The organism is Streptomyces sp. NPDC058375, from assembly GCF_042723425.1.
Lineage (GTDB): Bacteria > Actinomycetota > Actinomycetes > Streptomycetales > Streptomycetaceae > Streptomyces > Streptomyces durocortorensis.
Genome location: NZ_JBHXJG010000133.1, coordinates 1 through 20,315, shown reverse-complemented (window position 1 = coordinate 20,315; position 20,315 = coordinate 1). Strand labels below are relative to the sequence as shown.

The 20,315-nt window shown below is 72.4% G+C and carries 17 protein-coding genes; 10 read left to right on the top strand and 7 right to left on the bottom strand.

Annotated features, from left to right (window positions below):
• Window positions 1–104: 104 nt before the first annotated feature.
• The 5 genes from ACFWM7_RS21350 to ACFWM7_RS21330 all read right to left on the bottom strand — a co-directional run bounded on the left by ACFWM7_RS21350 (window position 105) and on the right by ACFWM7_RS21330 (window position 6,609).
• Window positions 105–3,260 carry an efflux RND transporter permease subunit gene (locus tag ACFWM7_RS21350; RefSeq protein WP_383262903.1) on the bottom strand — a complete coding sequence of 1,052 codons (3,156 nt, stop codon included), beginning with the start codon at window positions 3,258–3,260 and terminating at the stop codon, window positions 105–107.
• Window positions 3,261–3,440: 180 nt separating this feature from the next.
• Window positions 3,441–4,169 carry a response regulator gene (locus ACFWM7_RS21345; protein ID WP_383262901.1) on the bottom strand — a complete coding sequence of 243 codons (729 nt, stop codon included), beginning with the start codon at window positions 4,167–4,169 and terminating at the stop codon, window positions 3,441–3,443.
• Window positions 4,166–5,479 carry a sensor histidine kinase gene (locus tag ACFWM7_RS21340; RefSeq protein WP_383262899.1) on the bottom strand — a complete coding sequence of 438 codons (1,314 nt, stop codon included), beginning with the start codon at window positions 5,477–5,479 and terminating at the stop codon, window positions 4,166–4,168. The genes ACFWM7_RS21345 and ACFWM7_RS21340 overlap by 4 nt, the downstream gene beginning before the upstream one ends.
• A gap of 55 nt (window positions 5,480–5,534) precedes the next feature.
• Window positions 5,535–5,813 (bottom strand): hypothetical protein, encoded by a 279-nt coding sequence (locus ACFWM7_RS21335; RefSeq protein WP_383262898.1) that lies wholly within the window; start codon window positions 5,811–5,813, stop codon window positions 5,535–5,537.
• 10 nt (window positions 5,814–5,823) lie between these two features.
• Window positions 5,824–6,609, bottom strand: a complete 786-nt coding sequence (locus ACFWM7_RS21330) for a PspA/IM30 family protein (RefSeq protein ID WP_030806021.1) — start codon at window positions 6,607–6,609, stop codon at window positions 5,824–5,826.
• Window positions 6,610–6,926: 317 nt separating this feature from the next.
• On the opposite strand from ACFWM7_RS21330, the gene ACFWM7_RS21325 reads away from it, so the two are divergent.
• From ACFWM7_RS21325 to ACFWM7_RS21315, 3 genes are all read left to right on the top strand, one after another.
• A complete protein-coding gene (locus tag ACFWM7_RS21325) occupies window positions 6,927–7,523 on the top strand; it encodes a DUF3043 domain-containing protein (protein WP_383262896.1) in 597 nt (198 codons plus the stop codon).
• A gap of 110 nt (window positions 7,524–7,633) precedes the next feature.
• On the top strand, window positions 7,634–8,314 hold the full coding sequence (locus ACFWM7_RS21320) for a class I SAM-dependent methyltransferase (RefSeq protein WP_383262905.1): 681 nt from the start codon (window positions 7,634–7,636) through the stop codon (window positions 8,312–8,314).
• 164 nt (window positions 8,315–8,478) lie between these two features.
• Window positions 8,479–9,567 (top strand): S1C family serine protease, encoded by a 1,089-nt coding sequence (locus ACFWM7_RS21315; protein WP_383262894.1) that lies wholly within the window; start codon window positions 8,479–8,481, stop codon window positions 9,565–9,567.
• Between the two features lie 70 nt (window positions 9,568–9,637).
• On the opposite strand, the gene ACFWM7_RS21310 is transcribed toward ACFWM7_RS21315, so the two are convergent.
• Window positions 9,638–9,847 carry a hypothetical protein gene (locus tag ACFWM7_RS21310; RefSeq protein ID WP_205084650.1) on the bottom strand — a complete coding sequence of 70 codons (210 nt, stop codon included), beginning with the start codon at window positions 9,845–9,847 and terminating at the stop codon, window positions 9,638–9,640.
• 79 nt (window positions 9,848–9,926) lie between these two features.
• Between ACFWM7_RS21310 and ACFWM7_RS21305 the strand changes: the two genes are divergently transcribed.
• From ACFWM7_RS21305 to ACFWM7_RS21295, 3 genes are all read left to right on the top strand, one after another.
• The gene (locus ACFWM7_RS21305; RefSeq protein ID WP_383262893.1) at window positions 9,927–11,129 is read left to right on the top strand and encodes a bifunctional adenosylcobinamide kinase/adenosylcobinamide-phosphate guanylyltransferase; all 1,203 of its coding nucleotides are present in this window, start codon (window positions 9,927–9,929) and stop codon (window positions 11,127–11,129) included.
• A gap of 142 nt (window positions 11,130–11,271) precedes the next feature.
• Window positions 11,272–12,384, top strand: a complete 1,113-nt coding sequence (cobT, locus tag ACFWM7_RS21300; RefSeq protein ID WP_383262892.1) for a nicotinate-nucleotide--dimethylbenzimidazole phosphoribosyltransferase — start codon at window positions 11,272–11,274, stop codon at window positions 12,382–12,384.
• Window positions 12,385–12,564: 180 nt separating this feature from the next.
• Window positions 12,565–13,332, top strand: coding sequence for a hypothetical protein (locus ACFWM7_RS21295; RefSeq protein ID WP_383262890.1), 768 nt, complete (start codon window positions 12,565–12,567; stop codon window positions 13,330–13,332).
• On the opposite strand, the gene ACFWM7_RS21290 is transcribed toward ACFWM7_RS21295, so the two are convergent.
• Window positions 13,230–13,994: a hypothetical protein gene (locus ACFWM7_RS21290; protein ID WP_383262889.1), complete on the bottom strand. Its 765-nt coding sequence runs from the start codon at window positions 13,992–13,994 to the stop codon at window positions 13,230–13,232. The two genes, ACFWM7_RS21295 and ACFWM7_RS21290, sit on opposite strands and share 103 nt — an antisense overlap.
• A gap of 88 nt (window positions 13,995–14,082) precedes the next feature.
• Between ACFWM7_RS21290 and ACFWM7_RS21285 the strand changes: the two genes are divergently transcribed.
• The 4 genes from ACFWM7_RS21285 (at window position 14,083) to sucB (ending at window position 20,257) form a co-directional block, all read left to right on the top strand.
• A complete protein-coding gene (locus tag ACFWM7_RS21285) occupies window positions 14,083–14,865 on the top strand; it encodes an adenosylcobinamide-GDP ribazoletransferase (RefSeq protein WP_383262887.1) in 783 nt (260 codons plus the stop codon).
• A 206-nt stretch (window positions 14,866–15,071) separates the two neighbouring features.
• Window positions 15,072–16,619, top strand: a complete 1,548-nt coding sequence (locus ACFWM7_RS21280) for a leucyl aminopeptidase (protein ID WP_383262886.1) — start codon at window positions 15,072–15,074, stop codon at window positions 16,617–16,619.
• Window positions 16,620–17,003: 384 nt separating this feature from the next.
• Complete coding sequence (lpdA, locus tag ACFWM7_RS21275; protein ID WP_205084643.1) at window positions 17,004–18,392, top strand: dihydrolipoyl dehydrogenase; 1,389 nt, start codon at window positions 17,004–17,006, stop codon at window positions 18,390–18,392.
• Between the two features lie 62 nt (window positions 18,393–18,454).
• Window positions 18,455–20,257 carry a 2-oxoglutarate dehydrogenase, E2 component, dihydrolipoamide succinyltransferase gene (sucB, locus tag ACFWM7_RS21270; RefSeq protein WP_383262884.1) on the top strand — a complete coding sequence of 601 codons (1,803 nt, stop codon included), beginning with the start codon at window positions 18,455–18,457 and terminating at the stop codon, window positions 20,255–20,257.
• Window positions 20,258–20,315: the final 58 nt, after the last annotated feature.

The following is a 20,315-nucleotide window of genomic DNA, read 5'->3' as shown; positions in this document are numbered from 1 at the left end:
CGGGTTTGGGGGGGGGGGGGGGGGGGGGTGTTTGGCGGGCGGGGGTGGGGGGTGGGGGCGGCCCCCGGGGGGGGGGGGGGCCCCGCCCCCTTCCGTCCGTCGGGTCAGGCCTGCGCGGGCTCGGCCTCGCGGGCCTCCTCCGGCTTCGGCTGGTCCGGGACGCCCGCCTTGGCCGCGCGCTTGGCGGCCTTCTTCTTGGCGCGGCGCTCCTTGCGCAGCTCGACCATCGCGTACAGCGTCGGCACGAGCAGCAGGGTCAGCAGCGTGGAGCTGATCAGACCGCCGATCACCACGACACCCAACGGCTGCGAGATGAAGCCGCCCTCGCCGGTGACGCCGAGCGCCATCGGGAGCAGGGCGAAGATGGTCGCGAGCGCCGTCATGATGATCGGGCGGAAGCGGTGGCGGCCGCCCTCGATGACCGCCTCCATGATCCCGAGCCCCTGGGCCCGGTACTGGTTGATCAGGTCGATCAGCACGATCGCGTTGGTGACCACGATGCCGATGAGCATCAGCATGCCGATCATCGCGGGGACGCCCAGCGGAGTGCCCGTGATGAGCAGCAGGGCCAGCGCTCCGGTCGCCGCGAACGGCACGGAGACCAGCAGGATCAGCGGCTGGACGAGCGACCGGAACGTGGCCACCAGCAGCATGAAGACGATCGCGATGGCCGCCAGCATGGCCAGGCCGAGCTGGGCGAAGGCCTCGTTCTGGTCCTCGGTGACGCCGCCGATGGTGGCGGTGGCGCCTTCGGGGAGGTCCAGGGCGTCGATCTTCGTGGCCAGGTCGGTGCTGACCGCGCCGGTGTTGTCTCCGACGGGCTTGGCGGTGATCGTCGCCGAGCGCTGTCCGTCGATCCGGGTCATCGAGACCGGGCCGGGGACGACCTTCACGTCGGCGATGTCGCCGAGCTTGACCGGGCCGAGCGGCAGGGCCTTCAGCTCGGCCATGGTGGCGGCCGGCTTCGAGGACCGGATGACGACGTCGCGCTCGGTGTCGTCCAGCGTCGCGGAACCGGCGGGCGTACCGCGTACGGCTCCGGCGACGATCCCGCCCAGGGCGGCGGAGTCGAATCCGGCGGCGGCCGCCTTGTCGTTGGCGGTGACGGAGATGCGCGGGACGCTCTGCGCCAGGTCGCTCTGGACGTCGGTGACGTCCTCGATGGTGGCGACCTCGGTGCGGACGGCCTCGGCCGCCTTCTTCAGGACGTCACCGTCGGCGGCCTTGACCACGACGCTCAGGTCCTGGGAGCCGAAGCCGTCGCCCGCGGCGATGGTGGTGTCGCCGATGCCGTCGAGCTTGCCGAAGGCCTCGTCGATGCGGTCCTGGGCGTCCTCGTAGTCCGCGGCGTCCTTCAGGGTGACCTGGTAGGAGGCCTGGTTGGATCCTGTGCCGCCGCCGAAGGCGGCCATGAAGCCGGAGGAGCCGACGGTGACCTGGTAGTCCTTGACGCCCTTGTCGTCGGTCAGGACCTTCTCGACCTTGCGGGCGGCCTCGTCGGCGGCTTCCAGGCTGGTGCCGGGGGCGAGTTCCTGCTTGACGGTCAGGACCTCCTGCTCGCCGGCGTCGAAGAAGTTCGTCTTCAGCAGCGGGACCATGCCGAAGGTGCCCAGCAGCACGGCGACGGCGATGACGAGGCTGGTGATCCGGCGGCGGGTCGCGAAGCGCAGGACCGGGACGTAGATCCGCTGGAGCCTGCTGGCCTCCTCCTTCTCCTCGGCCAGGCGCCGGGCCTCCGCCGCGTCCTCGGGGGTGCCCTTGGGCGCGCGCAGGAACCAGTACGACAGCACCGGCACCACGGTGAGCGAGACCAGCAGGGAGGCCAGCAGCGCCGCCGTGATGGTCAGCGAGAACGAGCCGAAGAGCTGGCCGACCATGCCGCCGACCAGACCGATGGGCAGGAAGACCGCGACGGTGGTGAGGGTCGCGGAGGTGACCGCTCCGGCGACCTCCTTGACCGCGGTGATGATCGCCGCGTGGCGCTCCTCGCCGTAGCCGAGGTGACGCTTGATGTTCTCCAGGACCACGATCGAGTCGTCGACGACCCGGCCGATGGCGATGGTGAGCGCACCGAGCGTGAGCATGTTGAGCGACAGGTCGCGGGTCCAGAGCACGATCAGCGCGAGGACGATCGAGAGCGGGATGGAGACCGCGGTGACCAGCGTCGAGCGGATCGAGGCGAGGAAGACCAGGATCACGACGACCGCGAAGACCAGGCCGAGCGCGCCCTCCGTGGTCAGGCCCGAGATCGACTTGGAGACGGCGGGGCCCTGGTCGGAGACGACGGTCAGCTCGGCGCCGCCGCCGAGGTCCTTGCGGAGGTCGGGCAGCTTGTCCTTGACGGCGTCGGAGATGGCGACGGCGCTGCCGTCCTTGTCCATCGTCGCCATCACGGCGAGGCTCGGCTTGCCGTTGGTGCGGGTGATGGAGACCGCGGTGGACGGCTCCTGCTTCACCTCGGCCACGTCACCGAGGCGCACCGCCTTGCCCGGCTCGTCCGTGCCGCCCGCCGGGTCCTTGGCGACGACCTGGAGGTCCTCGATCTGCTTCAGGGAGGTGTAGGAGCCGCCGACCTGGATGGTGCGGCTCTTGCCGGACTCGGAGAAGGAACCGGCCGGCACGGTGGCGCCGCCCGACTGGAGGGCCTGGGCGAGCGTGCCCGCGTTCAGACCGGCCGCGGCGAGCTTCCTGTCGTCGGGGACGACGGAGACCTGGAGGTCCCGCACGCCGTCCACGGTGACCTGGCCGACGCCTTCGATGTCCTGGAGGGCCGGGACGACCGTGCGGTCGAGCTGGTCGGCCAGGACCTGCTGGTCCTCGTCGGAGGTGACGGCGAGGACCACGGTCGGGATGTCGTCCGTCGAACCGGCGACCACCTGCGGGTCGACGTCCTCGGGCAGCTGGGCGCGGGCCCGGTTCACCGCCTGCTGGATGTCCGCGACGAGCTGCTTGGTGCCCTCGTCGCCGAAGTCGAAGGTCGCCATGATGAGGGCGTTGCCCTCGCTGGCGGTGGAGGTGATCGACTCGACGCCGTCGACGGCCTTGAGGGAGTTCTCCAGCGGCTCGACGACCTGCTTCTCGACCACATCGGGAGACGCACCCTGGTAGGGCGCCAGCACCGAGACCATCGGCAGTTCGATGGTCGGCAGCAGCTGCTGCTTGAGCTGCGGGATCGCTATCGCGCCGAAGACCAGCGCGACAATCGAGATCAGCCCGATCAGGGCCCGTTGCGCGAGGCTGAATCTGGACAGCCAGGACATGGGTGGGTCTCTCTTCTGTGGCGTACGCGGCAGAGGGGCGGGGAGGGAAAAAGCGGGACACCTCCAGCCCAGTCCTACGATCTCCGCCGCGCGTCGCCGAAACGTCGCCCCCCGGGCTGCTTTCTTATGCCGCGCATACCGCAGGTGGAGTACGCCGAAGTACGCCGTACCGCCACCCGGTCACTCCGCGCGGGGACGCACCAGGCCCGATTCGTAGGCGATTACCACCAATTGGGCCCGGTCCCGGGCGCCCAGTTTCGCCATCGCCCGGTTCACATGGGTCTTGACGGTGAGCGGGCTGACCTCCAGCCGCTCGGCAATCCGGTCGTTGGAGTGGCCGCCCGCGACCTGCACCAGCACCTCGCGCTCGCGGCCGGTGAGCGCCGCCAGCCGCTCCCCGTACTCCGCGCTCTCCGGCCCCTCCCCCGAACTGCCGCCCTGGGCCAGGAACGTGGCGATGAGCCCCTTGGTCGCCGCCGGGGAGAGCAGCGCCTCGCCGGCCGCGGCGATGCGGATGGCGTTGAGGAGTTCGTCCGGCTCCGCGCCCTTGCCGAGGAAGCCGGAGGCTCCGGCACGCAGCGACTGGACCACGTACTCGTCGACCTCGAAGGTGGTGAGCATGACCACGCGCACCGCGGACAGCTCCGGGTCGGCGCTGATCATGCGAGTGGCGGCGAGCCCGTCGGTGCCCGGCATCCGGATGTCCATGAGCACCACGTCGGCACCCGTGGCGCGGGCCAGCTCGACGGCCTGGGCCCCGTCGGCGGCCTCGCCGACCACCTCCATGTCCGGCTCGGAGTCCACCAGCACCCGGAACGCGCTGCGCAGCAGCGCCTGGTCGTCGGCGAGCAGCACCCTGATCGGTGCCTCCCGTACGTCGGGCGTCGTGGCCGGAGTCGGCTGGGTCATCGGCAGAGCCCCGTCCCGCCCGCTGTGCCCGGCCGGTCCGGTTCACCCGTGCGGGCCTCGACCGGAAGGATCGCATGGACCCGGAACCCGCCGCCGTACCGAGGTCCCGCGGTGAGGGCCCCGCCGAGGGCGGTGACGCGTTCCCGCATGCCGATCAGTCCGTGGCCGCCGCTGTCCAGGCCGTCGTCGTCGGCGCCCGGTCCTGCGCCGCCGCCCTGCCCTGCGCCGGGGAGCCGGCCGGCGCTCCCCCGGCCGTTGTCGAGCACGGTGACCTCGACGGTGGCGCCCACCCGGACGACGCTCACCTCGGCCCTGGCCCCGGCACCCGCGTGCTTGCGGACGTTGGTCAGGGCCTCCTGGATGACCCGGTAGGCGGCCAGGTCGACGGCCGCGGGCAGCCGTTCCCCGCCCTCGGCGCAGGCCACCTCGACGGGGAGCCCGGCGTTGCGGAAGGTGGCGACCAGTTCGCCGAGGACGGCGAGGCCGGGGGCCGGTTCGGTGGGCGCCTCGGGGTCGCCCTGCTGGCGCAGGAGGCCGACGGTGACCCGGAGTTCGTTGAGCGCGGACCTGCTGGCGTCGCGGACGTGGGCGAGCGCCTCCTTGGCCTGGTCGGGGCGCTTGTCCATGACGTGGGCGGCGACCCCGGCCTGCACGTTGACCAGGGCGATGTGGTGGGCGACGACGTCGTGGAGGTCCCGGGCGATCCGCAGCCGCTCCTCGGCGACCCGGCGGCGGGCCTCCTCCTCGCGGGTCCGCTCGGCCCGCTCCGCGCGCTCCCGGATGGCGTCGACGAACGCGCGCCTGCTGCGTACGGCGTCCCCGGCGGCCCCGGCAAGACCGGTCCAGGCGAAGACGCCGAAGTTCTCCTGGCTGTACCAGGGGGTCGAGCCGAAGACCATCGCGGCCGCGGTGAGCCCGCCCATGGTGAGCAGCCCGACCCGCCAGGTGGTGGGGCGGTCGGTGCGCGAGGCGACGGTGTAGAGGGCGATGACGGTGCTCATGACCACCGGGGCGGGCGGGTCCATCAGGACGTACTCGACGGCCGCGAGCGCCGCGGTGACGGCGAGGACCTGCATCGGGCGGCGGCGGCGCAGGACGAGGGCCGCGGCGGAGAGCGCCATCAGGAACACGCTGAACAGCTCGGGGGTACGGGCCCCGAAGGCGGGGGGCCCGTGGCCGTCGCCCGGGTCGGTGAACGAACCGCAGATCATCGCGACGAGAGTGCCGAACGCCAGGGTCGCGTCGAAGGCGAGGGGATGGGCCCGGAGCCAGCGGCGGGCGCGCGCGAAGCCGGACGAGAGGGTGGTCACGTCCAGCAACGGTACGCGGCCGGTCCACGGGCCCGCCGGGGGCCGGCCCGTGGATTCAGTTGGGGATGAGACCGCCGTCGCTGAGCATGGCGGTGACGTCTTCGAGGGTGGCGTCGGGCGCCGGCAGGATCAGCTCGGACGGCTCCAGGGAGTCGTCCGGCAGCGGAGTGCCGAGCTCGCGCACCTTGTCCAGAAGTGCGTGGAGCGTGGTGCGAAAGCCGGGGCCGTCGCCGCGCTCCATCTCCTTGAGCAGGACGTCGTCGAGCTCGTTCAGTTCGACGAAGTGACTGTCGGCCAGCTTGACCTGGCCCTCCCCCATGATCCGTACGATCATGACGCTGCCCTTACTGCTTGTCGAACTTGTGCGGGGACGACTGCTGCGACTGCTGGGAACCGTCCTGGGCGCCGCCCTCGATGGCCTGCTGCGAGGACGAGGAGCCGCCGGCCAGCTCGGCCTTCATCCGCTGCAGCTCCAGCTCCACGTCGCTGCCGCCGGAGATCCGGTCCAGCTCGGCGGCGATGTCGTCCTTCGCCGTGCCGGTCGGGTCGTCCAGGGCGCCGGAGGCGAGCAGCTCGTCGATGGCGCCGGCCCGCGCCTGGAGCTGCTGCGTCTTGTCCTCGGCCCGCTGGATCGCCAGGCCGACGTCGCCCATCTCCTCGGAGATGCCGGAGAAGGCCTCGCCGATCCGGGTCTGCGCCTGCGCCGCCGTGTAGGTGGCCTTGATGGTCTCCTTCTTCGTGCGGAAGGCGTCGACCTTGGCCTGGAGGCGCTGGGCAGCGAGGGTGAGCTTCTCCTCCTCGCCCTGCAGCGTGGTGTGCTGCGTCTCCAGGTCGGTGACCTGCTGCTGGAGGGCGGCGCGCCGTGAGAGCGCCTCGCGCGCCAGGTCCTCGCGGCCCAGCGCCAGCGCCTTGCGGCCCTGGTCCTCCAGCTTGGACGACTGGCCCTGCAGCTGGTTCAGCTGCAGCTCCAGGCGCTTGCGGGACGTCGCCACGTCGGCGACGCCGCGACGCACCTTCTGAAGCAGCTCCAGCTGCTTCTGGTACGAGTAGTCGAGGGTCTCGCGCGGATCCTCGGCCCGGTCAAGGGCCTTGTTTGCCTTCGCGCGGAAAAGCATCCCCATACGCTTCATGACACCGCTCATGGGCTTCGCGCGCCCCCTTCTGACGGACTGAGCTCCAGCACTCCCGATAGAACCCACAGTACGGGCCCTGTCTCTATTACCGCACTGTTCGGACCTCGATGTGCTCCTCCCCAAGGACGACTGCGTCCGGTGAACGCTCCCGCCCAGGGTGTAGGTGAGGCCCGGGGACGTACGGTGACAGACGCCGGAACAAGCGGTAAACGCCCGTTTCGGCCCGTCGGGGCACTGCTGAGGACGCCGGCCGTTGCCGGATCGTTCCCGCCCGGTCGCCGGGCACGCGCGCCGACCCCGTACCCTTGGGTTTTGTGTTCCGTAGCCGCGCCAAGACAGAGAAGGCCCTCACCGACAAGGTGACGGTGGACCTCTCCCAGCCCCGCGACCCGCAGGCTCCCAAGGGTCGCCCCACGCCCAAGCGCAGCGAGGCGCAGACGCAGCGGCGTCGCGCCGCGTCCAGTGCGCCGACCGACCGCAAGGCCGCCATGAAGCGCCAGCGCGAGGCTCGCCGCGTCGACCTGGCCAAGCAGCGCGAAGCGCTCGCGTCGGGCGACGAGCGCTATCTCCCGGTCCGCGACAAGGGGCCGGTGAGGCGCTTCGTCCGTGACTACGTGGACTCGCGCTTCTGCATCGCCGAGTGGTTCCTGCCGCTCGCCGTGATCATCCTGATCCTCAGCGTGATCCAGGTGCAGAACATCCAGAGCATCTCGCTGCTGCTCTGGCTCGGCGTGATCATTCTGATCGTGATCGACTCGATCGGTCTGTCGATGCGCCTGAAGAAGCAGCTGCGCGAGCGCTTCCCGGACACGCCGAAGCGCGGAGCCGTGGCGTACGGCCTGATGCGCACCCTCCAGATGCGCCGACTGCGGCTGCCGAAGCCGCAGGTCAAGCGCGGAGAGCGGCCCTGAGCCCGGAGGCCTCCGGCTTCACCGGGGTCTCCTCGGCGTGGTTGGCGGGTCTCGGCGGCGTACGCGACACGGTCCGCCAGGAGCTCGTCGCCCGGCAGCTCGACGAGCAGATAGCCGGGCGGTTCCCGGTGGGCCGGCGGCTGCGCGTCCTGGACGTCGGCATGGGCCAGGGCACCCAGGCGCTGCGGCTCGCCCGGGCCGGTCACTCGGTGACCGGCCTGGAGTCGGACGCCGAGATGCTGGCCTCGGCCCGGGCGGCCCTGGCGACCGAGCCGGAGGGCATCCGGGAGCGGGTCAGGCTCATCGAGGGCGACGGCCGGGAGACCGGCGTGCACTTCCTGCCCGGCAGCTTCGACGTGGTGCTGTGCCACGGCGTCCTGATGTACGTCGAGGAGCCGGACCCGATGCTGGCCGGGCTCGCCCGGATGCTGGCGCCCGGCGGTCTGCTCTCCCTGCTCGTACGGAACGCGGACGCGCTCGCGATGCGCCCGGGGCTCGCCGGTGACTTCAGCGCGGCCCTGACCGCCTTCGACACCGCCACGTACACCAACCGCCTCGGCCTCACCGTGCGCGCCGACCGGCTCGACGCCCTGCGGGCCACACTCGCCGGGATCGCCGCGCCGCTGCACGCCTGGTACGGGGTGCGGGTCTTCACGGACAACGTCGGCAACGACGTGGAGCTGCCGGCCGAGGAGCTGGAGCGGGTGGTGACCCTGGAGGACCGGGCCGGCCGGACCGACCCGTACCGGGGCGTGGCGGCGCTGCTGCACCTGTGCGGCGTGCGCGGCTGACCCGCACCGGGTACGGCGTAGGCGGCTGACCGCGCCCGGTGTGGCGTGTGCGGCTGTCATCACCACCGCCCGGTGTGGCGTACGCGGCTGACACCGCCGCTCGCGGGGGCCCGTTCGGCCCATCAGTACGGTCATCCGAACGGGCCGCGCACCAGACTCCCGGTATGGACGCCTCCCCCTCCCGCAGCCATGCGCGCAGGCTGCTGCTTCCCCTGTCCGCGGCCGTCTGCGCCATCGCCCTGGTCGGCGGCTGCTCCGGTACGAGTCCGGCGGCCCCGGCTCCCGAAGCCAGCGCGTCGGGCACGGCGCAGGGTGCGGTGAAGCGCGCCCCCGACGATCTGGAGAACGCCTACCAGGCCGTCATCAACGACGTCCTGCCGTCGGTGGTGCAGATCGACGCCTCCGAGGGCCTCGGGTCCGGGATCGTCTACGACGGCAAGGGGCACATCGTCACCAACGCCCATGTGGTCGGCGACGAGAAGACGTTCAAGGTCAGCGTCGCCACCGGGGAGGCGGTGCTGGACGCCTCGCTGGTCTCCTCCTACCCGGAGCAGGACCTGGCCGTGATCAAGCTCGACGAGGTGCCGGACGGGCTGAGAGCCGCGAAGTTCGGCGACGCGGAGAAGGTCGAGGTCGGGCAGATCGTGATGGCGATGGGCTCGCCGCTGGGCCTGTCCAGCAGCGTCACCCAGGGCATCGTCTCCGCGCTGGGCCGGACCGTGAGCGAGAGCCGGGCGGGCGGTGGCACGGGCGCGACGATCGCCAACATGGTGCAGACGTCCGCGGCGATCAACCCGGGCAACAGCGGCGGGGCGCTGGTCAACCTCGACAGCCAGGTGATCGGCATTCCGACCCTCGCGGCGACCGACCCGCAGATGGGCGACAGTGCGGCGCCGGGCATCGGCTTCGCGATCCCCGTCTCGATGGTGAAGACGGTCGCCGACCAGATCATCAAGGACGGCAAGGTCACCGACTCGGGCCGGGCCGCGCTGAACATCACCGGCCGCACGGTCGTCGACGACGACTACCGCCCCGCCGGGGTGGCGCTGGTCAGTGTGGATCGGGGCGGGGCGGCGGCCGACGCGGGGCTGAGGCCCGGGGACACCATCACGAAGATCGGGGACACCGCGGTCACCACGATCACCTCGCTCTCCGAGGCGCTGGCGGGCGACGAGCCGGGCCAGAAGGTGACCGTGACGTACACGCGCGACGGCGACAGCCGAACGGCGGAGGTCACCCTCGGAGAGATCTGATCCCCCGGAGCCGGGAACGGGAAAGGGCGGTACGGGGCTTCCCGTACCGCCCTTCCGCGTCGGCCGAGCCTCAGGCGCCGTCGGCCTGGAGGCTCATCGGGCCGTAGATCTTGGTGGTGTCCTCGAAGAGCGTCACCTGTGCGGCGCCGCCCTCCAGGAGCTCTTTCCAGAACTCACCGATCCAGGACTCCGCGTCGCCCTGGGTGGTGAACTCCTCCGGCTGCAGCGCCGGCTCCGTCTCCGTACCGTCGGACTTCTCGAACCGCCACGTCCACGCCATGCCAGCCTCCCGGGTCGCGTTGCTGCTCCGCAGCCTAGCCGGGCGCGCACCTGACCGGGGGACGCGGGAGGATCAAGGTGTGGAACTGACACTGCTCGGCACCGGAGCCCCCGACGGGCTGCCGCGCCCCTCCTGCCCCTGCGCGGTCTGCGCCTGGTCCCGCGGCCCGTGGACGCGGGCCGCGACGGCGCTGCTGGTCGACGACGCACTGCTGCTGGACCTCACCCCCGGAGCGATGTTCGCGGCCGCCCGTGCGGGGCGTTCGCTGGGCGCGGTCCGCCAGGTCCTGCTGACCCACCCGCACGACGGGCCCGCCGTCGAACTGCCCGCCCTGCTGCCGCCGGCCGGGCGGGTGCCGGACGGTCAGGTTCTGACGCTGATCAGCGGGCACCGGGTGCGGGCGGTGGCGATGGACGCCCCGGGGACCGGGTACGAGGTGACCGCCCCGGAGGGCGAGCGGCTGCTGTACCTGCCGCCGGGGGCCGCCCCCTCCGGGCTGCCCGAACAGGTGGAGCGGCCGTACGAGATGGTCGTCTGCGATGTGATCGCGCGCCCCGACGCGGTGGCCCGGCTGCGGTCGGTGGGCGCGGTCGGGCCGACCACCGAGGTGATCGCGGTCCACCTGGACCACGACGCCCCGCCGGGCCCGGCGCTGGACCGGCGGCTGGCGGCGGCCGGTGCGCGGGCGGTGCCGGACGGGACGACGCTGGTGGTGGGCGAGTACCACGCGGTGCCGGACGTGCCGCGCCGGGTGCTGGTGACGGGGGGCGCGCGGTCGGGGAAGTCGCTGGAGGCGGAGCAGCGCCTGGAGACGTTCCCGGAGGTGGTGTACGTGGCGACCGGCGGCCGCCGCGACGGGGATCCGGAGTGGGCGGCCCGGGTCGGACTGCACCGGGAGCGCAGGCCGGGCGCCTGGCGGACCGAGGAGACCTGCGAGGTGGCGGAACTGCTGGGGGCGGACGGGCCCCCGCTGCTGATCGACTGTCTGTCGCTGTGGCTGACCGACGCGATGGACCGGGTGGGCGCCTGGGAGGACGAACGGTGGCACGGCGGCGGCGAGGCGGCGTTGCGGGAGCGGGTCGCGGAGCTGGTCGCCGCGGTGCGCGGAACCCGGCGGCCGGTGGTGCTGGTGACCAACGAGGTGGGGTCGGGGGTGGTCCCGGCGACGGCGGCGGGGCGACGGTTCCGGGACGAGCTGGGGCGGCTGAACGCGGCGGTGGCCGCCGAGTGCGAGCAGGTGCTGCTGGTGGTGGCGGGTCAGGTGCTGGTGCTGCGGGGGTAGGGCCCGGCCTCGTTTCCTCGCCGGTGCCCCTGCTCCGGGGCACGGTCCTCGGGGGTGGGCCGACCGGTACTGTTCCGGGCAGGGGCCCGCCGGCGGGTTCCCGGACCGGACCCGACGTGACGAACCCGCGAGGCAGAACTCCGTGAACCTGGACGACTTCTCCGACCTGATCCAACGCCCCGACGGGGGTGTGCGGCGCGATGCCGAGGAGCGGCGCGAGCGGCTGACCGTCCCCCCGGGGGCGCTCGGGCGCCTCGACGAGCTGGGCGAGTGGCTCAGCGCCGCGCAGCAGTCCGTGCCGGTCAGGGCCGTCGAGCAGCCGCGTCTGGTGCTCTTCGCCGGGGACCACGGGGTGGCGGAGCTGGGCGTCTCGGGCCGGCCGGCGGGCAGCGCCTACGAACTCGTGCGGGCCGTCCTGGACGGGTCGAGCCCGGTCGCGGTGCTGGCCCGGCGGTTCTCGGTGCCGACGCGGATCGTGGACGTCTCGCTGGACTGCGATCCGGAGCTGCTGCCCGAGTCCGTGGCGCGGCACCGGGTGCGCCGGGGTTCGGGGCGGATCGACGTCGAGGACGCGATGAGCGCCGAGGAGGCCGAGCGGGCGATCCGCCTGGGCATGGCCATCGCGGACGAGGAGGCGGACTCCGGCACCGATCTGGTGGTGCTCGGCGACCTCAGCGTGGGCGGGACGACGGCCGCCGCCACCCTGGTCGCCGCGCTCTGCGGAACGGACGCCTCCGTGGTGACCGGGCGCGGCGGTGCGGGCATCGACGACCTGGCGTGGATGCGCAAGTGCGCGGCGATCAGGGACGCGTTGCGCCGGGCCCGGCCGGTGCTGGGCGACCAGGTGGAGCTGCTGGCCACGTCGGGCGGGGCGGACCTGGCGGCGATGACGGGCTTCCTGTTGCAGAGCGCGGTGCGCCGGATGCCGGTCGTTCTGGACGGGGTCGTCTCGGCGGCCTGTGCGCTGGTGGCGCAGCGGGCGGCGTTCCGGGCGCCGGACTGGTGGCTGGCCGGCCAGGTCAGCGGGGAGCCCGCGCAGACGAAGGCGCTGGACCGGATGGCGCTGATCCCGCTGCTGGACCACGGGGTGACGGTCGGTGAGGGCAGCGGCGCGCTGCTGGCCCTGCCGCTTGTGCAGGCCGCGGCGGCGCTGGCCGCCGAACTCCCGGAGCGGGAGCCGGAGAGGACCGTGGAGGACGAGGAAGCGCCGGAGTCGGACGCGGAGCCGGAGACGGCGGCCCTCGACGGGGTCTGAGGCCCCCCAACCGCGCGGACGAGATCGGCGTCACTGAGGTGGCGCTCAACTTCGCGCTGCCCCGGCCCGTCTTCGGGAGGGACCGCGGCTCGGCGCGCACCCGCGCCGATGCCACGTACCGACTGAATGACCGACCGACTGACCGACCGGGGGCCCTTCCATGCTGTACGGGAAGAGCGGATGAGCCGTCTGCCGGCCCTGCGCGGGGCGGCGGTACGGGAGTGGGGCCCGCTGGTCAGAGCCGTACGGGCGGGGCTCGCCGCACGCGGGGTGCGGGCGCTCGCGCTGACGCTCACCGCGGCGGCGCTGACGGCGCTCGTCCAGCTGGTGCAGCACCAGGCGTGGGGCTACGGGCCGGTGCGGGACCTCGGAGCCGTACGGGCCGAGGATCCGCTCCCGCTCGCTCTCCTGCGTACCCCGCTGTCGCTGTTCGTGCCCGCACTCGATCTGCCGGTGTGGGGCGCGCTGGCCCAGATCCTGCTGGTGTTCGGGGTGGCGGAGGTGTGCCTGGGGCGGTGGCGCACGCTCGCGGTGGCGTACGGGGCGACGCTGGCCGGGACGCTGTACGCCCGGCTCGGCGTGGCCCTCGGGCCGGAGGCGTTCCTCGGGCTGCCCGCTTCGGACGCGCAGGTGGTGGACACCGGTCCTTCGGCGGCGGTCGTCGGGCTCGCGGTGTACGTCTGCCACCGGCGGCGGGCCTGGTGCACCGGGGCGCTGGTGGTCCTCGCGATGGTGGTGGAGGTTCTGGTCAAGGACAACCTGGCGGGCCGTGAACATCTGGCCGCCATCGCCGCCGTCCTGGTGGTGTGCGGCGTACGGGAGTGGCTCGCGCGGCGGCGCGGCGGTCAGGGCTTGCGGGCCGGCGGCGGCGGCACCCGGTCCGGGGCGCCGCCGACGAGGTCCTGGAACTTCCGGCGCGGCCCGGCCCAGCGCACGTCGTGGTGGTAGGCCCGCAGCATCGCCCGGGAGCGGGCCCGGTGGCGGTGGCGGTAGAAACGCCGGGCCCAGGGCGAGGTGGGGCGGGCCAGCCGGATCGCGCCGACCAGCGCGACGAACGGGACGAGGGTGCCGAGCACCGCCATCCGCAGCTTGCCCTTGAACAGGGCGATCAGGACGAAGCAGAAGTTGATCACGTATGTCGTGATGAGGCCAAGCCTGCCCTGTTGCTCCTCGTCGGTGACGTCGTCGACGCCGAGCGGGGTGAAGCCCGCCAGGACCAGCAGCACCAGCGAGGCGGTCAGCACCACCACCTCCACGCTCTGGCGGCCCTCCTCGGTCCAGTACACATCGTCCAGATGCAGGATCAGGGCGAACTCGTCGAGCACCAGGCCTGCTCCCACCCCGAAGATCACCGCGAACACTCCGGCGGCCACGCCGTGCCGCCCGCCGGCCACCGCGCCGAACCCGCCGACGACCAAGAGGACGACCCCGGGCACCACGTGGTGGATGTGCACGCCGCCGGGGGTGATGTTGCGGAACGGGCCCTTCCCGGCGCGGATCATGCGGGTGATGGTGCGGGTGATCGCGAAGGTCAGGACGAAGGCGGCGAGCGCGAGGAGCAGCGGCACCTTGCCCGGCTCCGCGATGTTGTCGTGCCACCAGTGACCCATGCCACCCACTCCCGATATGTCATGTTTCGCAGCGATTGAGGCGTTTCGCCCAATCTATCGGTGGGGCCCAGCGGCTAGCCTGCGCGCGGTGACCTCCCTGAACAGCCACGGCATACGTTTCGCCTTCGGCACCCTGACCGTGCTGCCGGTCCGGGTGACCCGCTGGGACCGCGCGACCGCCCGCTCCGGCATGCTCTGCGCCCCGCTCGCCGGGCTCGTCGTGGGGGTGCTCGCCGCCGGCCTCGGCTCGCTGTCGCTGCTGGCCGGCTCGGGGCCGCTGCTCGCGGCGGTGGCCTCCGTCGCGGTGCCGGCCGCCCTCACCCGGGGGCTGCACCTGGACGGCCTGGCGGACACGGCGGACGGCCTCGGCAGCGGGAAACCGGCCGAGGACGCGTTGCGGATCATGAAGCAGTCCGACATTGGGCCGTTCGGTGTCATCACGCTGCTCCTGGTCCTGCTGGTCCAGGTCGCGGTCCTCTTCGAGCTGTACGGGCACGGCTGGGCGCACGGGGCCCTCGGGACCGTCGTCGCGGCCGTCGCCGCCCGCCTCGCGCTGACCCTGGCGTCCCGTCAGGGCGTCCCGGCGGCCCGGCCGGAAGGGCTCGGGGCGACGGTGGCGGGCACGGTCCCGGCCGGGCGGGCACTGCTCGCGGCGGTGGTCGTGGTGGCGCTCTGCGCGGCGGCGGGCGCGGCGTTCGGACCGGCAGGGGCGCTGCACCACGCGCTCGCGGTGCTCGGCGCTCTCGCCGCCGCCGAACTGCTGCTGCGGCACTGCGTACGGCGGTTCGGCGGGGTCACCGGGGACGTCTTCGGCGGCGTCGAGGAGACCGCGGCGACGGCGGCCCTGGTGGTGCTGGCGCTCGGCGCCTGACGGAGCGGCAGGAGATCCCCACCGGCCGGAAAGGCGACCGGGAGGGCGACGGGAGGGCGACCGGGAAAGCCCGCCGCCGTCACGGAGCAGGAACTGCGCGCGTAGGCTCATTCCCGGCACATCGTCGGGGCGTCTACGATGCGCCGGGCACGGTCGGCCCACCCCTCGACCGAACTGGAACTCAACGGAAGCGAGATTTCACCACCGTGACTGCTCTCACTCTCAGCACTGCCGGTGCGGCGACGCTGCGCGCCGACGCACTCGTCGTCGGCGTCGCCAAGGGCGTCAAGGGACCGGTCCTGGCACCCGGCTCCGAGGCCGTGGACAAGGCGTTCGACGGCAAGCTCGCCGCCGTCCTCGCGACCCTGGGTGCCACCGGTGCCGAGGGCGAACTGACCAAGCTGCCCGCCGCGTCCGGCCTCAAGACCCCCCTCGTCGTCGCGGTCGGCCTCGGTCCGGTCCCGGACAAGGAGGACGCCTACGACGCCGAGTCGCTGCGCCGCGCCGCGGGCACCGCCGCCCGTGCGCTGTCCGGCTCCAAGAAGGCCGGCTTCGCGCTGCCCGCCGGCTCCGTCGAGGACGCCGCCGCCGTCGCCGAGGGCGCGCTCCTCGGCTCGTACGCCTTCACCGCCTACCAGGGCGGCGAGAACAAGCTGGCCCCCAAGGACGCCAAGTCCAAGGACAGCGGCCCGAAGCAGCCGCTCGCCGAGGTGACCCTGCTCGGCGCCAAGCCGCGCGACAAGGGCTACAAGGCGGCCGTCGAGCGCGCCCTGGCCCTGGTCGAGGAGATCAACCGGGCCCGCGACCTCATCAACACCCCGCCGAACGACCTGTACCCCGAGTCCTTCGCCGCCGTGGCCACCGCCGCGGGCAAGGAGCACGGCGTCAAGGTCCAGGTCCTCGACGAGAAGGCCCTCGTCAAGGGCGGCTTCGGCGGCATCCTCGGGGTCGGCCAGGGCTCGGCGAACGGCCCGCGCCTGGTGAAGCTCGCCTACACCCACCCGAAGGCGGAGAAGACCCTGGCCTTCGTCGGCAAGGGCATCACCTACGACTCGGGCGGCATCTCGCTCAAGCCGGCCGGCCACAACGAGACGATGAAGTGCGACATGAGCGGTGCCGCCGCCGTGTTCGCCGCCGTCGTCACGGCCGCCCGCCTCGGCCTGAGGGTCAACGTCACCGGCTGGCTGGCGCTCGCCGAGAACATGCCCTCCGGCAACGCCACCCGCCCCGGTGACGTGCTGCGCATGTACAGCGGCAAGACCGTCGAGGTCCTCAACACCGACGCCGAGGGCCGGCTCGTCCTGGGCGACGCGCTCACCCGCGCCTCGGAGGAGAAGCCCGACGCGATCGTCGACGTGGCGACCCTGACCGGCGCGATGGTGCTGGCGCTCGGCAACCGCACCTTCGGCATCATGGCCAACGACGACGCCTTCCGTACGTCGATCCACGAGATCGCCGAGGAGGTCGGCGAGGCCTCCTGGCCGATGCCGCTCCCCGCCGACCTGCGCAAGGGCATGGACTCCCCCACCGCCGACATCGCCAACATGGGCGAGCGGATGGGCGGCGGCCTGGTGGCCGGCCTGTTCCTGAAGGAGTTCGTTGGCGAGGGCATCGCCTGGGCCCACCTGGACATCGCCGGCCCTGCCTTCCACGAGGGCGCCCCGTACGGCTACACGCCCAAGGGCGGCACCGGCTCCGCGGTCCGCACCCTGGTGCGGCTCGCCGAGCGCACCGCCGACGGCGACCTGGGCTGAGCGATCAGCCGTGTACGGCCCCGGGCATAGCTCCGGGGCCGTACGTGTTGTCCGGGCGGGACCGGTAAGAAGAGACAAGGTTTCGCCTCCGTCGGAAGAAACCCGGTTTCGCCCCCGTCGGAAGAGACAGGGTTTCGCTCTCGACGAACACCGGTCGAATCCGTAGGTATCTACGCAGCAGTAACCCTCCGGAACGGACGATCATCCGTTCCGGACCCGGGCCCCGCGTCCCGCCCACCGTCGACAAGTGCGAAGATGGGTTCTCGGCAGGACAGGGCCCCCACCACAGGGCCGAAGACAAAAGCGGCCGCACACCAGCCGACCGGCCGGTCACACCCCAGCGACGGGGCCCGGCGTACGGCGCACATGCATGGAGGACGTGACGTGGCGAACGACGCCAGCACCGTTTTCGACCTAGTGATCCTCGGCGGTGGCAGTGGCGGTTACGCCGCGGCCCTGCGCGGAGCGCAGCTGGGCCTGGACGTCGCCCTGATCGAGAAGGGCAAGGTCGGCGGCACCTGCCTGCACAACGGCTGCATCCCCACGAAGGCGCTGCTGCACGCGGGCGAGATCGCGGACCAGGCCCGCGAGTCGGCCCAGTTCGGCGTGAAGGCCACCTTCGAGGGCATCGACATGGAGGCCGTCAACAAGTACAAGGACGACGTGATCTCGGGCCTGTACAAGGGTCTCCAGGGTCTCATCGCCTCGCGCAAGGTCCACTACATCGAGGGCGAGGGCAAGCTCTCCTCCCCCACCTCGGTGGATGTGAACGGCCAGCGCGTCCAGGGCCGCCACGTGCTGCTGGCGACCGGCTCCGTGCCGAAGTCGCTGCCCGGCCTGGAGATCGACGGCAACCGGATCATCTCCTCGGACCACGCGCTGAAGATGGACCGCGTCCCGAAGTCCGCGATCGTGCTGGGCGGCGGCGTCATCGGCGTCGAGTTCGCCTCGGCGTGGAAGTCCTTCGGCACCGAGGTCACGATCGTCGAGGGCCTCAAGCACCTCGTCCCGGTCGAGGACGAGAACAGCTCCAAGCTTCTTGAGCGCGCGTTCCGCAAGCGCGGCATCAAGTTCAACCTCGGCACCTTCTTCGACAAGGCCGAGTACACGCAGGACGGCGTCCGCGTGACGCTCGCCGACGGCAAGACCTTCGAGGCGGAGCTGCTGCTCGTCGCGATCGGCCGCGGCCCGGTCTCGCAGGGCCTCGGTTACGAGGAGCAGGGCGTCGCGATGGACCGCGGCTATGTCCTGGTCGACGAGTACATGCAGACCAACGTCCCGACGATCTCGGCCGTGGGCGACCTCGTCCCGACCCTCCAGCTCGCCCACGTCGGCTTCGCCGAGGGCATCCTGGTGGCGGAGCGGCTGGCCGGTCTCAAGACCGTCCCGGTCGACTACGACGGCGTGCCCAAGGTGACGTACTGCCACCCCGAGGTCGCCTCCGTCGGCATCACCGAGGCGAAGGCCAAGGAGATCTACGGCGCGGACAAGGTCGTCGCGCTCAAGTACAACCTCGCGGGCAACGGCAAGAGCAAGATCCTGAAGACCGCGGGCGAGATCAAGCTCGTCCAGGTCAAGGACGGTGCCGTGGTCGGCGTCCACATGGTGGGCGACCGGATGGGCGAGCAGGTCGGCGAAGCCCAGCTGATCTACAACTGGGAAGCGCTGCCCGCCGAGGTCGCCCAGCTCATCCACGCACACCCGACGCAGAACGAGGCGATGGGCGAGGCTCACCTGGCGTTGGCCGGCAAGCCCCTCCACGCCCACGACTGATCCCCCGGTCCCGGGCGCGACGACCGACCACTTCCGCATTTTCGTAAGGAGCAACTGAAACCATGTCGGTTTCCGTAACCCTTCCGGCGCTCGGCGAGAGCGTCACCGAGGGCACTGTCACCCGTTGGCTGAAGGCCGAGGGCGAGCGCGTCGAGGCCGACGAGCCGTTGCTCGAGGTCTCGACCGACAAGGTCGACACCGAGATCCCGGCCCCCGCGTCCGGCGTTCTGTCGTCCATCAAGGTCGCCGAGGACGAGACCGTCGAGGTCGGTGCCGAGCTGGCCGTCATCGACGACGGCTCGGGCGGCGGAGAGGCCGAGGCTCCGGCCGCCGAGCCCGCCTCCACCCCGGCCCCGCAGGCCGAGGAGGCGCCCACCGCCCCGTCGACCGAGACCGAGGCTCCGGCCCAGGCCCCGACCGCCGAGGCGGCCACCGGCGGTTCGTCCGCCGAGGGCACCGACGTCACCCTCCCCGCGCTCGGCGAGAGCGTCACCGAGGGCACCGTCACCCGCTGGCTCAAGGAGGTCGGCGAGGAGGTCGCGGAGGACGAGCCCCTCCTTGAGGTCTCCAGGGACAAGGTCGACACCGAGATCCCCGCCCCGGTCGCCGGTGTGCTGCTGGAGATCGTGGTCGGCGAGGACGAGACCGCCGAGGTCGGCGCCAAGCTCGCCGTCATCGGCGCCCCGGGCGCGGCTCCCGCCGCCGCTCCGGCGCAGCCCGCCGCACCGGCCCAGGAGGCCCCGAAGGCCGAGGCCCCGAAGCAGGAGGAGGCTCCGAAGCAGGAGGCCCCGAAGCAGGAGGCTCCGAAGGCCGAGGCGCCCCAGCAGGAGGCCCCCAAGCAGGAGGCTCCTGCCCCCGCCGCCCCGGCCCAGCCCGCCCCCGCCGCCCCGGCACCGGCCGCCCAGGCCGCGCCCTCCGGTGACGACGGCGCGTACGTCACGCCGCTGGTCCGCAAGCTCGCGTCCGAGAACAACGTGGACCTGAGCGCGGTCAAGGGCACCGGCGTCGGTGGCCGTATCCGCAAGCAGGACGTCGTCGCCGCCGCGGAGGCCGCCAAGGCCGCCGCCGCTGCCCCGGCCCCTGCTGGTGCTGCCGGAGGCTATGCCGCCGCCGCCAAGGCGCCGAAGCTGGAGGCGTCCCCGCTGCGCGGTCAGACGGTCAAGATGACCCGCATGCGCAAGGTCATCGGCGACAACATGATGAAGGCGCTGCACTCGCAGGCCCAGCTGACCTCGGTCCTCGAGGTCGACATCACGAAGCTGATGAAGCTGCGCAACCAGGCGAAGGCCGCGTTCGCCGCCCGTGAGGGCGTCAAGCTGTCCCCGATGCCGTTCTTCGTGAAGGCGGCGGCCCAGGCGCTGAAGGCCCACCCGGTCATCAACGCCCGGATCAACGAGGACGAGGGCACCATCACGTACTTCGACTCGGAGAACATCGGCATCGCCGTGGACGCCGAGAAGGGTCTGATGACCCCGGTCATCAAGGGTGCGGGCGACCTGAACATCGCCGGTATCTCCAAGAAGACCGCGGAGCTCGCGGGCAAGGCGCGCGGTGGCGGCCTGACGCCGGACGACATGTCCGGCGCGACCTTCACCATCAGCAACACCGGTTCGCGCGGCGCCCTGTTCGACACCGTCATCGTGCCGCCGAACCAGGCCGCCATCCTGGGCATCGGCGCGACGGTCCGCCGTCCCGTGGTCATCGACCACCCGGACCTCGGCGAGACCATCGCGGTGCGCGACATGACGTACCTCTCGCTCTCCTACGACCACCGTCTGGTGGACGGCGCGGACGCCGCCCGCTACCTGACCTCGGTCAAGGCGATCCTGGAGGCGGGTGAGTTCGAGGTCGAGCTCGGCCTCTGAACGCCCCGGCTGTAACCAGCCTCACCAGCGGCGCCCCCGTCCGGAACTCTTCCGGGCC

Bases quoted from the DNA above. Each gene is read 5' to 3' on its own strand.
- ACFWM7_RS21295 (WP_383262890.1), top strand. From the start codon at position 12,565: ATGAGCCGTCTGCCGGCCCTGCGCGGGGCGGCGGTACGGGAGTGGGGC.
- sucB (WP_383262884.1), top strand. From the start codon at position 18,455: ATGTCGGTTTCCGTAACCCTTCCGGCGCTCGGCGAGAGCGTCACCGAG.
- ACFWM7_RS21290 (WP_383262889.1), bottom strand. From the start codon at position 13,994: ATGGGTCACTGGTGGCACGACAACATCGCGGAGCCGGGCAAGGTGCCG.
- ACFWM7_RS21345 (WP_383262901.1), bottom strand. From the start codon at position 4,169: ATGACCCAGCCGACTCCGGCCACGACGCCCGACGTACGGGAGGCACCG.
- ACFWM7_RS21330 (WP_030806021.1), bottom strand. From the start codon at position 6,609: ATGAAGCGTATGGGGATGCTTTTCCGCGCGAAGGCAAACAAGGCCCTT.
- ACFWM7_RS21310 (WP_205084650.1), bottom strand. From the start codon at position 9,847: ATGGCGTGGACGTGGCGGTTCGAGAAGTCCGACGGTACGGAGACGGAG.
- ACFWM7_RS21335 (WP_383262898.1), bottom strand. From the start codon at position 5,813: ATGATCGTACGGATCATGGGGGAGGGCCAGGTCAAGCTGGCCGACAGT.
- ACFWM7_RS21315 (WP_383262894.1), top strand. From the start codon at position 8,479: ATGGACGCCTCCCCCTCCCGCAGCCATGCGCGCAGGCTGCTGCTTCCC.
- ACFWM7_RS21350 (WP_383262903.1), bottom strand. From the start codon at position 3,260: ATGTCCTGGCTGTCCAGATTCAGCCTCGCGCAACGGGCCCTGATCGGG.